This is a genomic window from Roseateles sp. P5_B10 (assembly GCF_056400485.1).
Genome location: NZ_JBFULE010000094.1, coordinates 1 through 12,811, shown reverse-complemented (window position 1 = coordinate 12,811; position 12,811 = coordinate 1). Strand labels below are relative to the sequence as shown.

Genomic DNA, 12,811 nt, shown 5'->3' with positions numbered 1-12,811 from the left:
CCGCGAAGGTGGCCAGGATGAGCACCAATGTCAGCGTGCCCAGGTACATGCGGCGCAGGCCGACGCGCTCCAGCGAGCGCTGCTGGTATTCGGCGTTGGCGGTCTGCACCGCCAGGGCATTGSTCAGCATGCTGGCCGGAATGCGCTGGATGACCATCAGGTAGCGCTCGTCCAGCCCCAGGCGCAACTCGGTATTGCGCATCCGCGCCAGCGTGCGGATCTGGGCGCCGCCTTCCAGGGCTGCGGCCTCGTCCTCCAGCCCTTCGAGCTGGCTGGCCACGCTGCCACGGGCCTTGTCCAGCATGGCTCTGCTGGGGCGGTCGGGCGTGAGCTGGCGGGTATCGCCGCCGCCCTCCAGCAGGATCTGGCCGTTGGCGCCGACGACGGCGACCGTGCGGGCGCCAAGCTTGTCGCGCAGGCGCTCCAGCGCCAGCAACTGCGGCGTGCTGCTTTCGGCGAGCTGGTCGGCGGCGTCACGCGTCTTGGTGCCGAGGTCGCTCACCATGGCGTCCAGCGTGCCGCGGCCGAGGTTCAGGCCAGCCTCCAGCGCGCTGGCCAGGCGCACGTCGAACCAGGTCTCGATGCTGCGGTTCACGAACTGGTAGGAGACGGCGTAGATCATCACGCCGGGCACGATGCCCACCAGCGCGAAGATGCTCGCCAGCTTGAGCAGCAGTCGGCTGCCGAAGCGGCCACTGCGCACACGCAAAACGAGGCGCACGGCGGCCGTCAGGATGACCAGGGTCAGCACCACGGCGACCCCCACATTGACCCAGTAGAGCCAGTTGTAGTGGCGCTCGAAGAAGGCACGCTCGGACGTGGTGCCGACGATGAGCACGAAGGCCAGCACACCGGCCACGCCCGTCAGGGTCACCAGGGTGATGACCCAGCCCCAACGCGAAACCTTGGTCATTTCAGAGTGAAGTCGGGCGCGAAGTAGCGCTTCTGCTCGATGCTGAGCGCAAAGCCCGATTGCAGGCCGATCTGCATGGGGCGCGGCAGCTGGGTGACGTCGAGCTTGTAGCTGAACTCGAGGTAGTAGCTGCCGCCGTCCTCGATGTCCTTGGCCTCGGCAATATGCCAGGCGCTCTGGCCGCGCATCGCGGTCAGCGCTTCGTCCAGCGTCGCGAAGCTTTGGTGCAGGCCGCCGTTGGAGACGCGGTACTGCCGGGTCAGGGACTGCCAGGCCAGGCGCCAGGTGCGCTCGGCGCGGGCGACGCGGGCGTCGCGCCAGTACCAGCGGTTGCGCAGCACGGTGGCCTCAACGACGAAATACAGCGGCACCCCCTTGTGCAGTGCGTCTTCGGCGGGGTGACTGAGTTCGAAATGAGTCGTGAAGCTCAGGTCCAGGCCGTCGTCGGCGCGGCGCGCGGACAGCTGGGACAGCTCGATGCCGTCTGCCCGCGCCGGCCCGGGGGCCAGGGCGAGCAGCACGGCAAAGAAGGCGGCGATGGCGATCCGGGCGAACAAATCAGGGTTTCGTGATCAGTGCGTAGAAAAAGCCGTCCAGAGGCGACTGCTGTTGCGAACCATTGTCAGCCAGGGGCAGCAGGTGACCTGTGAACCCGGGCACGGCATGGGACTTGGCGTCAGTTTGGCGTTGCAAAAACGCGTCGAGCTGGGCCTGGCCTTCGGCGCGGAAGACAGAGCAGGTGGCGTAGACGAGGCGGCCGCCCGGCGCGAGCAGCGGCCACAGCGCGTCCAGCAGCTCGGCCTGGATGCGGGCCAGGGCGGTGATGTCATCGGGGCGGCGCAGCCAGCGCACGTCGGGGTGGCGGCGCACGATGCCGGAGGCGCTGCAGGGGGCGTCAAGGAGGATGGCGTCGAAAGGCTGGCCATCCCACCAGGTGCCGGTCTGGCGGGCATCGGCGGCCTTCAGCGTCGCCTGTTGCTGCAGGCGGTTGAGGTTGTCCTGCACGCGGATGAGGCGCTGCGCGTCGGCGTCCAGCGCGGTCAGCTGCAGGTCGGGCTGCAGTTCCAGCAGATGGGCCGTCTTGCCGCCCGGTGCGGCGCAGGCGTCCAGCACGCGGGCACCCGGCTTGAGGCCTGCGCCGACGACGAGCGGAGCGGCGAGCTGGGCGGCCGCGTCCTGCACGGACACCAGACCCTCGGCAAAACCGGGCAGGGCCGACACGGGCACGGGCTTGTCCAGCACAACGGCCTGGGGCGTGGGGGCGCCCAGGGCCCTTGCCGCGATGCCGGCGGCCGCCAGGCGCTTCACGTAGTCATCCGCCGTGGCGCGCTGGGCGTGCACCCGCAGCGTCATCGGCGGTGGGCGGTTGTTGGCGGCCAGGAGGGCCTGCCACTGCGCCGGCCAGTCCAGCCGCAGCTTCTCGACCCACCAGGCCGGGTGGTTGAAGGCGCCCAGCGGGCTGCGCTCGGCGGCGGCGACGAGGGCGCCGCGTTCGCGCAGAAAGCGACGCAGTACGGCGTTGATGAAGGCAGCGCTGGCCGGCGCGCGCTGCTTGGCGGCGTGGACGGCCTGGTCGACCAGGGTGTGGTCGGCGTACATGGGCGACGAATCGGGTTCGGGGTCGGGCCAGAGCAGGGCCAGCGCGGTCAGCAGCAACGCGTCGACGCGCGCCGGCGGTGCCTTGGGCGCGAGCTGCTGGCGGGCCGCTTCGGCGCCGCCCAGGCGGCGCAGCGCCGTGAAGGCCAGGGCCTGGGTGCCGGGGCGCAGGTCGGCGGGCACGCGGCCCAGCAGCTCGGTCAGGGATTTGCCCTCGCGCACGCCCTGGACGGCATCGGCGGCCTGGGACAGCAGCCGGTGCAGAGGGGCCGACATCGAGCCGGCTTGGGGGCTTTGGGACATCGCGCCAGTGTAGGAGCGGGCTTTGGCCGGAGAATTCGCGCCCATGAATGCACCCGCCCCCGACGCGCCCGTTTCCGAACGCATCCGCTACCGCCTCGTGTCGGCCGGCTGCCGCCACCACGCCAACGACAACATCGCCGCCTACATCGAGCCCGGTGAACTCGACGCGCTGCAGGCCGAGGTGCAAACCCGCATGCAGGAAGTGCTGAAGAGCCTGGTCATCGACACCGACAGCGACCACAACACGCAGGAAACCGCCAAGCGCGTCGCCAAGATGTTCGTCCGCGAGGTCTTTGCCGGCCGCTACGCCGAGGCGCCGACGGTGACCGAATTCCCCAACATCAGCCGCCTCAATGAGCTGATGATCGTCGGCCCCATCACGGTGCGCAGCGCCTGCTCCCACCACCTCTGCCCCATCATCGGCAAGGTGTGGATCGGCATCATGCCCAACGAGCATTCCAACCTGATCGGCCTGTCGAAGTACGTGCGCCTGACCGACTGGATCATGAGCCGCCCGCAGATCCAGGAAGAGGCCGTGATCATGCTGGCCAACGAGCTGGAGACCCGCGTGCGGCCCGACGGCCTGGCCGTCGTCATGGAGGCCGACCACTTCTGCATGCACTGGCGCGGCGTCAAGGACATCGAGGCCGCGATGACCAACAGCGTCATGCGCGGGGCTTTCCTGACCGATCCCAATCTGCGGCGGGAGTTCCTCTCCCTCATGCCGAAAAAGTCGGCAGGCTGAAGCTCAGAGCGTCGGGCTCAGCCAGGATGGAGTGGGGTATTGCGGGCCGAGCGCCGGGCCGCTCCCTAGCCGGCCCGCGTTGGGCGATGTGCATGCGGCTCGATGCCGCATGCATCGCCGTCCCCGCGGGGGACCGACCAAGTCCACCCGCGTTCAGCGGGGCGGATTGGGCGAGGGGCTAAAGCGACCTTGCTTCGCTGAAGCCGTAGAGATTCGCCAGCACCCGCGTCGGGAACTGGTGCAAGGCCTCGTTGTACTGGCCGACCGCCTGGTTGAACACCTGCCGCGCGAATGCGCGCTGGCGCTCGATCAGTTTCAGCTCGCTGACCAGGCCGTCGATCTCGGTTTCGCTGCGCAGCTCGGGCTGATGGTCCAGCAGAGACAGCAAGCGGGTCAGCGCCGCGGCGTGCAGCGCGCTGGCCACGGCCAGRCTGCCGACCGGGTCGGGTGCCCAGGGCTTGCTCCGCGAGGCCAGGGCTGCGGCTTGCGATTCCGCCTGCGCGCTCGCCAAGGCATCGARCGTCGCTTGTTCGCTGGAGAGCCGCGGCGCCACGGCAGCAAGCAGCTTGTCGCAGACCTCGCCGCGGTCCTTCAAGTGGGCATCGAGCTGCACAAAGGCCTCGCCGATGACATTGCGCAGCGACATCAGCCGGTTGTAGGCACCAATGCCCCAGAAGAACAACAGCGCCGCCCCGGCGACGCCAGCCCAGCTCCAGATCGTCATGCCGCCGCCCGGTAAGCAGCAAACCCATTGGCTCGCAGCGCGCAGGCCGGGCAGTGGCCGCAGCCATGGCCCCAGTCATGCAACTCGCCGCGCTCGCCGAGGTAGCAGGTATGGGTGTCCTCGACGATGAGCTTGACCAGCGCCCCGCCACCGAGCGATTCGGCCAGGCRCCAGGTGGCCGCCTTGTCGATGAACATCAGCGGCGTGTCCAGCGTCATCGGCGTGTCCAGGCCCAGGCTGAGTACCACCTGCATGGCCTTCATCGTGTTGTCGCGGCAGTCCGGGTAGCCGGAGAAGTCGGTCTCGCACATGCCGCCGACCAGCACCGACGCGCCGCGGCGGTAGGCCAGCGTCGCGGCAAAGGTCAGGAAGAGCAGGTTGCGGCCGGGGACGAAGGTGTTGGGCAGGCCGTTGGCCTGCAGCTCGATGGCACGTTCGCTCGTCAGCGCCGTGTCGCTGATCTGGCCGAGCAGGGACAGGTCCAGCAGATGGTCGGCGCCGAGCTTGCCGGCCCAAGCTGGGAACTGGCGCGCGATCTCGGCGCGCACGGTGTTGCGGCAGTCCAGCTCGATGCGGTGGCGCTGGCCGTAGTCGAAGGCCAGCGTCTCGACTTCGGCGAAGCGGTCCAGGGCCCAGGCCAGGCAGGTGGTGGAGTCCTGGCCGCCGGAAAACAGCACCAAGGCTTTGCGGTTGTCGGTCATGGCCGGGATGCTACCCGGCCACCCCGCCCATGCTCGGCGCCAGGCCGGGTGCCGGCGCGCCGGTTCGGCACCTTCAAGAGCCGGCCGACAGGCACCTCGGCCGTGCTTGCGCGCCCCCGAATCGCCCTGCGCGGCGCGCCTTTGCACCGCCCGCGTGCGCGTCCAACCCGCCTCGCCCAGGCGGGCGAACTGGCACGCCACATGCTTGTATACCGAATTGAACACAAGCCGGAACTCAACCGGCGCACTTCGTGGGTCAAGCAACTTGAGGAGAGCCAGGATGACGCGATCGCAATGGAACCGCCGGCACTTGTTGGGCAGCCTGGGTGCTGCGGGAGCCGGCGTGATGACCGCCGGCTGGAGCGGCCTGGCRCACGCCCAGAAGCCGCTGACCGTGGGCTTCATCTACGTCGGCCCGCGGGACGACTACGGCTACAACCAGGCGCATGCCGAGGCCGCGGCGCTGGTGAAGAAGATGCCGGGCATCAAGGTGGTGGAGGAGGAGAACGTCCCCGAGACCAACGCGGTGCAGAAGACCATGCAGGGCATGATCGCCCAGGACGGCGCGGGCCTGCTGTTCCCGACCTCGTTCGGCTACTTCGCCCCGCACATCCTGGCGCTGGCGCCCAAATACCCCAACGTGCGCTTCGCGCACTGCGGCGGGCTGTGGGATGCGGCCAAGCACCCCAAGAACGCCGGCAGCTTCTTCGGCTACATCGACGAGGCCCAGTACCTCAACGGCGTGGTTGCAGCCCATGTGACCAAGAGCAAGAAGCTCGGCTTCATCGCGGCCAAGCCCATCCCGCAGGTGCTGCGCAACATCAATGCCTTCACGATGGGCGCGCGCAGCGTGCACCCGGACATCACGACGACGGTGATCTTCACCGGCGACTGGAGCATGCCGGTCAAGGAGGCCGAGGCCACCAACAGCCTGGCCGACCAGGGCGTGGACGTGTTCACCATGCACGTGGATGGCCCCAAGGTCATCGTCGAGACAGCAGCCAAACGCGGCAAGTTCGTCTGCGGCTACCACGCCAGCCAGGCCAAGCTGGCACCGCAGGCCTACCTGACGGGCGCCGAGTGGAACTGGATCACCGCCTACAAGCAGATCATCGACGCCGCGCAGACCGGCAAGCCGCATCCGAACTTCGTGCGCGGCGGGCTCAAGGACGGCTTCGTCAAGAGCAGCCCCTACGGCAGCTCGGTGCCCGAGGGCGGGCGCAAGCAGGCCGAGGCCGTGCGCGCCGAGATGCTCAAGGGCAGCTTCGACATCTTCAAGGGCGAGCTCAAGGACAACGCCGGCAAGGTGGTCATTCCAAAAGGCAAGGTGTTCAAGCAGACCGACATGGAGTTGGAGGGCATGAACTACCTCGTCGAAGGCGTGATTGGAAAGGTCTGAGCCTCTGGGAGCCGCCGCCATGGTCGCCAACTCAAGAGCGCAGGGTTTCGCCGAAGCCCTGCTGCTGCCCGTCTTCGCACTGACCGCCGCGCTGCTGCTGTTCGGCGTCTTCGTGTGGCTGGGCGGCACGTCGCCGGTGGAGGCCTGGAAGCTGCTCTTCCTCGGCGCCTTCGGCGACGCCTTCTCCTGGCAGAACACGCTGCTGCGCGCCGCGCCGCTGATGCTCACCGCGCTGGCCGTGGCGCTGCCCGCGCAGGCGGGCCTGACGATGATTGGCGGCGAGGGCGCGCTGGTGCTTGGTGCGCTGGGCTGTGCCGGCCTGCCCTATCTCTTCGGCCCACCCGGCAACGTGATCGGCAGCGCCATGGTGCTGGCGGCCGGTGCGCTGCTGGGCGGCGGCTGGGTGATGCTCTCCGGCTGGCTGCGCCAGTGGCGCGGCGTCAACGAGACCATCTCCAGCCTGCTGCTGAGCTACATCGCCATCGCGCTGTTCAAGCACTTCGTCGAAGGGCCGATGCGCGACCCGGCGAGCCTGAACAAGCCGTCCACCCATCCGCTGGCTGAAGGCCTGCGCATCGGCCCCATCATGGGCGACGCGGCCATGGAGTCCTGGCTGGGCGACGTGCACTGGGGCCTGGTCATCGGCGTCGTGCTGTGCCTGGCCTGCGGCGCCTGGCTGAGCTTCAGCGCCTCGGGCTTCGCGATGCGCGTGGTGGGCGGCAACGCCCGGGCCGCCCGTCTCGTCGGCCTGCCCACCGACCGCCTCATCCTGCTGGCCTGCGCCCTCGGCGGCGCGGCGGCGGGCCTGGCCGGCGCCATCGAGGTGGCGGCCGTGCACACGGCGGCCAACGCCTCGGTGATCGCCGGCCTGGGCTACACGGGCATCCTGGTCAGCTTCGTGGCGCGTCACAACCCCTGGGCCATCCCGCCGGTGGCGGTGCTGTTCGGCGGCTTTGCGGCGGCCGGCAGCCTGCTGCAGCGCCGGCTTGATTTGCCCGACGCCTCGGTGCTGGTGCTGCAGGGCTTCGCCTTCGTCTTCATCCTCGCGGCCGAGGCGCTGCGCGGGCGGCTGTTCGCGCCGCGCGCAGTGGCCAGGCGGCCAGCGCCCGTCACTGCGGCGGCTGAACCTCAGGGGGTTGCATGAGTCTTGAGCTGAACGTCGTCCCCGACCTGCTGCTCGCCGTCATCGGCGGCGCGCTGCGGGTGGGCAYACCCTTCCTCTTCGTCAGCCTCGGCGAGTGCCTGACCGAGAAGAGCGGCCGCATCAACCTCGGCCTCGAAGGCGTGCTCGTCTTCAGCGCCATGGCCGGCTTCGGCGGCGCCTACCTCAGCGGCTCGCCGTGGCTGGGCGTGTTGGCTGCCAGCGGCTGCGGCGCGCTGCTGGCCCTGCTGCACGGGCTGCTGTGCTCGCTGCCGCGCGTGTCAGACATCGCCACCGGCATTGCGCTGATGCTGCTGGGCGCGGGCCTGGCCTTCTACCTGGGCAAGCCGCTGATCCAGCCGCAGGCGCCGCAGATCCCGTCACTGCCGCTGGGCGCCTGGAGCGACTCGTCCGCCGTGCAGACCGCGCTGTCGGTCAACGCCCTCTTCCCCATCGGCGTGGCGCTGGCCACGCTGCTGGCCTGGGGCTTCAAGAACACGCGCTGGGGGCTGGTGGTGCGCATGGCCGGCGACAGCAGCGATGCCGCGCGGGCACTGGGCTACTCGGTCAACGGCGTACGCATCGCCGCCACCACGGTGGGCGGCGCCATTGCCGGCCTGGGCGGGGCGTCGCTGTCGCTGTACTACCCCGGCAGCTGGAACGAAGGCCTGTCCAGCGGCCAGGGCCTGATCGCCGTGGCCCTGGTCATCTTCGCGCGCTGGCGCCCGTGGCGCTGCCTGGGCGCGGCGCTGCTGTTCGGCGGCGCGGGCGCCATCGGCCCGGCGCTGCAGAGCGTGGGCGTGAGCGGCGGCTACTACCTGTTCAACGCCATGCCCTACGCGCTGACCCTGCTCATCCTCGTGGCCACCTGCACGCCGAGCCAGTCTCTCAAAGGTGCGCCCGCCGAACTCGGTGTGTCCCGTTGAACCGAAGGAACCCGACCATGCCGACCCTGCGTTCAAAACCCTATGCCTGGCCCTTCGACGGCAACATCAGCCCGAACAACACGGCGCTGGTCATCATCGACATGCAGACCGACTTCTGYGGCATCGGTGGCTACGTCGACAAGATGGGCTACGACCTGTCGCTGACGCGCGCGCCCATCGCCCCGCTGAAGGTGCTGCTGGCCGCCGCGCGCCGCAAAGGCATGCACGTCATCCACACCCGCGAGGGCCACCGCCCCGATCTGGCCGACCTGCCGGCCAACAAGCTGTGGCGCTCGCGGCAGATTGGCACCGCGGGCCGCGGCATCGGTGACGCTGGGCCCTGTGGCCGCATCCTCGTGCGCGGCGAGCCGGGCTGGGACATCATTCCCGAGCTCTACCCCGCCGCGGGCGAGCCCGTCATCGACAAGCCCGGCAAGGGCAGCTTCTGCGCGACCGACCTGGAGCTGATCCTGCACACGCGCGGCATCCGCAACCTCATCCTCACCGGCATCACCACCGACGTGTGCGTGCACACGACCATGCGCGAGGCCAACGACCGCGGCTTCGAGTGCCTGATGCTGTCGGACTGCACCGGCGCCACCGACCCTGGCAACCACGCCGCCGCGCTCAACATGATCCAGATGCAGGGCGGCGTGTTCGGCGCGGTGGCCGACTCGGCCGCCGTGCTCGACCTGCTGGCGCAACTCTGAGCCGCGGCCATGTCCCACCCGCACGCCCTGCAGCTCGATACCTACCGCCTCACCAAGCGCTTCGGCAGCTTCACGGCGCTGGATGACGTCTCCCTCACCGTGCGGCCCGGCACCGTGCATGCGCTGCTGGGCGAGAACGGCGCCGGCAAAAGCACGCTGGTGAAGGCCATCGTCGGCTACCACCGCCCCGACGACGGCGCCGTGCTGGTGGACGGCCGCGAGCGCGAGATCGCCTCGCCGGTCRTGGCCCGCGACCTCGGCCTGGGCATGGTCTACCAGCACTTCACCGTCGTGCCCGGCATGAGCGTCGCCGAGAACCTGCTGCTGGCGCGCGGCCACCTGCCCATGGTCGTGGACTGGAAGGCTGCCCGCGCCGAGCTGCAGGCCTTCATGGACACGGCACCTTTTCGCCTGCCGCTGGACGCCTGGCCCGGCGAGCTGTCGGCCGGCGAGAGGCAGAAGCTCGAAATCCTCAAGCAGCTGTTCCTCAAGCCGCGCCTGCTCATCCTCGACGAGCCTACCTCGGTGCTGACGCCGCAGGAGGCCGACGAAGTGCTGGGCGCGCTGCGCGAGCAGGCGCACGCCATGGCCTGCTCGGTGCTGATGATCACGCACAAGTTCCGCGAGGTGATGGCCTATGCCGACGACGTGAGCGTGCTGCGCAAGGGGGCGCTGGCGGCCACCGGCGCGGTGGCCGACTGCACGCCCGACAGCCTGGCCACTGCGATGGTGGGCGAGGGCCGCAGCGCGGTCATGCGTCCGACGTGGGTGCGCGAAACGCGCCCGCCCGGTGAGGTCAAGCTCGCCATCGAGGCTTTGGACGTGATGGGCGACCGCGGCGAGCCCGCCGTGCGCGCCCTGAGCCTGGACGTACGGCGCGGCGAAATCGTCGGCATCGCCGGCGTCAGCGGCAACGGCCAGCGCGAGCTGATGCAGGCCCTGGTGGGCCAGCGCGCCCGCCTCGCCGGCCGGGTGATGGTGGACGACCAGCCCTTCCTGGCCCGCCGCGCCGAGAACCGCGCCCGAAAAGTGCGCAGCCTGCCCGAGGAGCCGCTGGCCAATGCCTGCGTCGGCCCCTTGAGCGTGGCGCAGAACATGGCGCTGCGCAGCTTCGACGAGACACCTTGGGCGCGCGGCGGCCTGGTGCGCTGGGGCGCGCTGCGCCAGCGTGCGCGCGAATGGATCGCCGAGTACGGCGTCAAGACCCAGGGCGAGCGCGCCGCCATCCGCACGCTGTCGGGCGGCAACGTGCAGCGCGCCGTGCTGGCCCGCGAGCTGGCCGGCGAGTCCGAGCTGCTGCTGGTCAGCAACCCCGTCTTCGGGCTGGACTTCGCCGCCGTCGCCGAGATCCACGGCCGCCTGACGGCCGCACGCAACCGGGGTGCGGCCGTGCTGCTCGTCAGCGAAGACCTGGACGAGCTGCTGGCGCTGGCCGACCGCATCGTCGTCATGAGCGAAGGCCGCATCGTGCACGACGTGCCGGCCGCCGAGGCCACGCGCCAGTCGCTCGGCGAATTCATGGGTGGGAAGGGGCACGCATGAACACGCTGCTCACGCTGGCAACCGCGCAACCCTTTCCCTACACCTTCAACCCGGCGCACACGGCGCTGGTCGTCATCGACATGCAGCGCGACTTCATCGAGCCCGGCGGCTTCGGCGCCAGCCTGGGCAACGACGTGACGCGGCTGCAGGCCATCGTGCCGGCCGTGCGCCGCATGCTCGACGCCTGGCGTGCCATCGAAGCTGTGGTGCTGCACACCCGCGAGGCCCACCGCCCCGACCTCAGCGACTGCCCGCCGGCCAAGCGGCTGCGCGGCCAGCCGTCGCTGCGCATCGGCGACGTCGGGCCCATGGGCCGCGTCCTGATTGCCGGCGAGCCCGGCGCCGAGATCATTCCCGAGCTGGCGCCGCTGCCGGGCGAACTGGTGGTGGACAAGCCCGGCAAGGGCATGTTCTACGCCACGCCGGTGGACGCGCTGCTGAAGGAGCGCGGCATCACCCACCTGCTGTTCATGGGCGTGACCACCGAGGTCTGCGTGCAGACGTCGATGCGCGAAGCCAACGATCGCGGCTACGAGTGCCTGCTGATCGAAGACGGCTCCGCCAGCTACTTCCCCGAATTCAAGGCCGCCGCGCTGGCCATGCTGACGGCCCAGGGCGCCATCGTCGGCTGGGCAGCGCCGTCGAGCGCAGTCATCGAAGCGATCACATGACCGAAACCCTGCACACCGTCGCCGACTGGCAGGCCGCCTACGCCGCTGGCGCAGGCCCCTACATCCTGCTGACCGACCTGCTGGCCCGGCTGCAACCCACCGACCCTGCGTGGATCCACGTCTGCACGCCCGAGCAGCTCGTCGCCCAGCTCGCCGCGCTGCCACCGCGCGGCCCCGCCACGCCGCTGTGGGGCGTGCCGCTGGCCGTGAAGGACAACATCGACGTCGCCGGCATGCCCACCACGGCCGCCTGCCCGGCCTTCGCCCACCAGCCCGAGCACTCGGCCACCTGCGTGCAGCGCCTGCAGGCAGCCGGCGCCGTCGTCGTCGGCAAGACCAACCTCGACCAGTTCGCCACCGGCCTGGTCGGTACCCGTTCGCCCTACGGCGAAGTGCCCAACAGCTTCGCGCCGGAATACGTGAGCGGTGGCTCCAGCTCGGGTTCGGCCTCGGTGGTGGCGCGGGGCCTGGTACCACTTGCCCTGGGCACCGACACCGCCGGCTCGGGCCGCGTGCCGGCCGGCTTCAACCACCTCGTGGGCCTCAAGCCCACGCCGGGCAGCGTGCCCATGCGCGGCGTGCTGCCGGCCTGCCGCACACTGGACGTGGTGAGCGTGTTCGCGCTGACCGTGGCCGACGCGGCGCTGGCCTTCTCGTTGTTCGAGGGCGCCGAAGGCGACGAGGCGCGCTTCCACGTCGCCGCGCCGCGCCCGCCCTGGCTGGGTGGCGCCCGCGCGGCGCTGCGCCTGGGTGTGCCGCTGGAGCCTGGCTGCGACGCCGCCCTGGGCTGGCCGGCCGCCTTCGAGGCCGCRCAGGCCCGTGCCCGCGCGCTGGGCGCCGAGCTGGTGGTGCTGGACTTCGAGCCGCTTTTCGAAGTCGCCAAGCTGCTGTACGAAGGCCCCTGGGTGGCCGAGCGGCTGAGCGTTGTCGACAACCTGCTCGCCGCCGAACCCGAGGCCTTCGACCCCACCGTGGCCCACGTCATCACGCAAGGCCGCAACCACGACGCAGTGGCCGCCTTCCGTGGCCGCTACGAACTGGAGACTCTGCGCGCCGAACTGCAAAGCCTGTGGCAGCAGGTGGACGCGCTCTTCGTGCCCACCGCGCCCACCTGCCCCACGCGCGCCGCCGTGGCCGCCGAGCCGGTGCTGCGCAACAGCGAGCTGGGCCGCTACACCAACTTCGTCAACCTGCTGGGCTGGTCGGCGCTGGCCCTGCCTTGCCAACTGCCCGATGACCCATCCCCGCTGCCCTTCGGCATCACGCTGATCGCCCCCGGCGGGGCCGACGCGGCGTTGGTCGACTTCGGGCTGCGCTGGGAGGCCGCCGGCCCCGCGCTGCTGGGCGCGCGCCTGCGCGACGCCCGCCCGGCCGACCGCCGCGTGCAAGCCCGGCCGCTGAGCGAGCCGACGCTGCTGCTGGCTGTCGTCGGCGCCCATC

12 protein-coding genes and 1 pseudogene are annotated in these 12,811 nt (G+C 70.4%); 8 read left to right on the top strand and 5 right to left on the bottom strand.

The features are described 5' to 3' along the window. From AC1DU6_RS09055 to rsmB, 3 genes and pseudogenes are all read right to left on the bottom strand, one after another. Positions 1-913: pseudogene (locus tag AC1DU6_RS09055) on the bottom strand (sensor histidine kinase); the annotation flags it as partial. Then, complete coding sequence (locus AC1DU6_RS09050) at positions 910-1,470, bottom strand: DUF4390 domain-containing protein (protein ID WP_457323709.1); 561 nt, start codon at positions 1,468-1,470, stop codon at positions 910-912. The pseudogene AC1DU6_RS09055 and the gene AC1DU6_RS09050, both read right to left, overlap by 4 nt. A gap of 1 nt (position 1,471) precedes the next feature. Further along, a complete protein-coding gene (gene rsmB, locus AC1DU6_RS09045) occupies positions 1,472-2,812 on the bottom strand; it encodes a 16S rRNA (cytosine(967)-C(5))-methyltransferase RsmB (protein WP_056205636.1) in 1,341 nt (446 codons plus the stop codon). A 43-nt stretch (positions 2,813-2,855) separates the two neighbouring features. Between rsmB and folE the strand changes: the two genes are divergently transcribed. Then, on the top strand, positions 2,856-3,557 hold the full coding sequence (gene folE, locus AC1DU6_RS09040) for a GTP cyclohydrolase I (RefSeq protein WP_477856808.1): 702 nt from the start codon (positions 2,856-2,858) through the stop codon (positions 3,555-3,557). A gap of 178 nt (positions 3,558-3,735) precedes the next feature. Here the strand turns inward: folE and AC1DU6_RS09035 are convergent, their stop codons facing one another. Then, the gene (locus AC1DU6_RS09035) at positions 3,736-4,281 is read right to left on the bottom strand and encodes a LemA family protein (RefSeq protein ID WP_477856807.1); all 546 of its coding nucleotides are present in this window, start codon (positions 4,279-4,281) and stop codon (positions 3,736-3,738) included. Then, the gene (gene queC, locus AC1DU6_RS09030) at positions 4,278-4,982 is read right to left on the bottom strand and encodes a 7-cyano-7-deazaguanine synthase QueC (RefSeq protein WP_477856805.1); all 705 of its coding nucleotides are present in this window, start codon (positions 4,980-4,982) and stop codon (positions 4,278-4,280) included. The genes AC1DU6_RS09035 and queC overlap by 4 nt, the downstream gene beginning before the upstream one ends. Positions 4,983-5,262: 280 nt before the next feature. Here queC and AC1DU6_RS09025 point away from each other — a divergent pair, with 280 nt between their 5' ends. The 7 genes from AC1DU6_RS09025 to atzF form a co-directional block, all read left to right on the top strand. Next, positions 5,263-6,381 carry a BMP family ABC transporter substrate-binding protein gene (locus tag AC1DU6_RS09025; protein ID WP_457350650.1) on the top strand — a complete coding sequence of 373 codons (1,119 nt, stop codon included), beginning with the start codon at positions 5,263-5,265 and terminating at the stop codon, positions 6,379-6,381. A gap of 19 nt (positions 6,382-6,400) precedes the next feature. Beyond that, entirely contained in the window at positions 6,401-7,525 is a 1,125-nt protein-coding gene (locus AC1DU6_RS09020; RefSeq protein ID WP_477856803.1) for an ABC transporter permease, read from the top strand. Further along, positions 7,522-8,448 carry an ABC transporter permease gene (locus tag AC1DU6_RS09015; RefSeq protein WP_477856801.1) on the top strand — a complete coding sequence of 309 codons (927 nt, stop codon included), beginning with the start codon at positions 7,522-7,524 and terminating at the stop codon, positions 8,446-8,448. Before AC1DU6_RS09020 ends, AC1DU6_RS09015 begins: the two co-directional genes overlap by 4 nt. 17 nt (positions 8,449-8,465) lie before the next feature. Then, the gene (gene biuH / locus AC1DU6_RS09010) at positions 8,466-9,158 is read left to right on the top strand and encodes a biuret amidohydrolase (protein WP_457389367.1); all 693 of its coding nucleotides are present in this window, start codon (positions 8,466-8,468) and stop codon (positions 9,156-9,158) included. Positions 9,159-9,167: 9 nt separating this feature from the next. Then, positions 9,168-10,700 (top strand): ABC transporter ATP-binding protein, encoded by a 1,533-nt coding sequence (locus tag AC1DU6_RS09005; RefSeq protein ID WP_477856798.1) that lies wholly within the window; start codon positions 9,168-9,170, stop codon positions 10,698-10,700. Beyond that, positions 10,697-11,371, top strand: coding sequence for a cysteine hydrolase family protein (locus AC1DU6_RS09000; RefSeq protein WP_056205655.1), 675 nt, complete (start codon positions 10,697-10,699; stop codon positions 11,369-11,371). Before AC1DU6_RS09005 ends, AC1DU6_RS09000 begins: the two co-directional genes overlap by 4 nt. Continuing rightward, on the top strand, positions 11,368-12,811 hold a 1,444-nt coding region (gene atzF / locus AC1DU6_RS08995), incomplete at its 3' end, for an allophanate hydrolase (protein ID WP_477856796.1). The genes AC1DU6_RS09000 and atzF, both read left to right, overlap by 4 nt.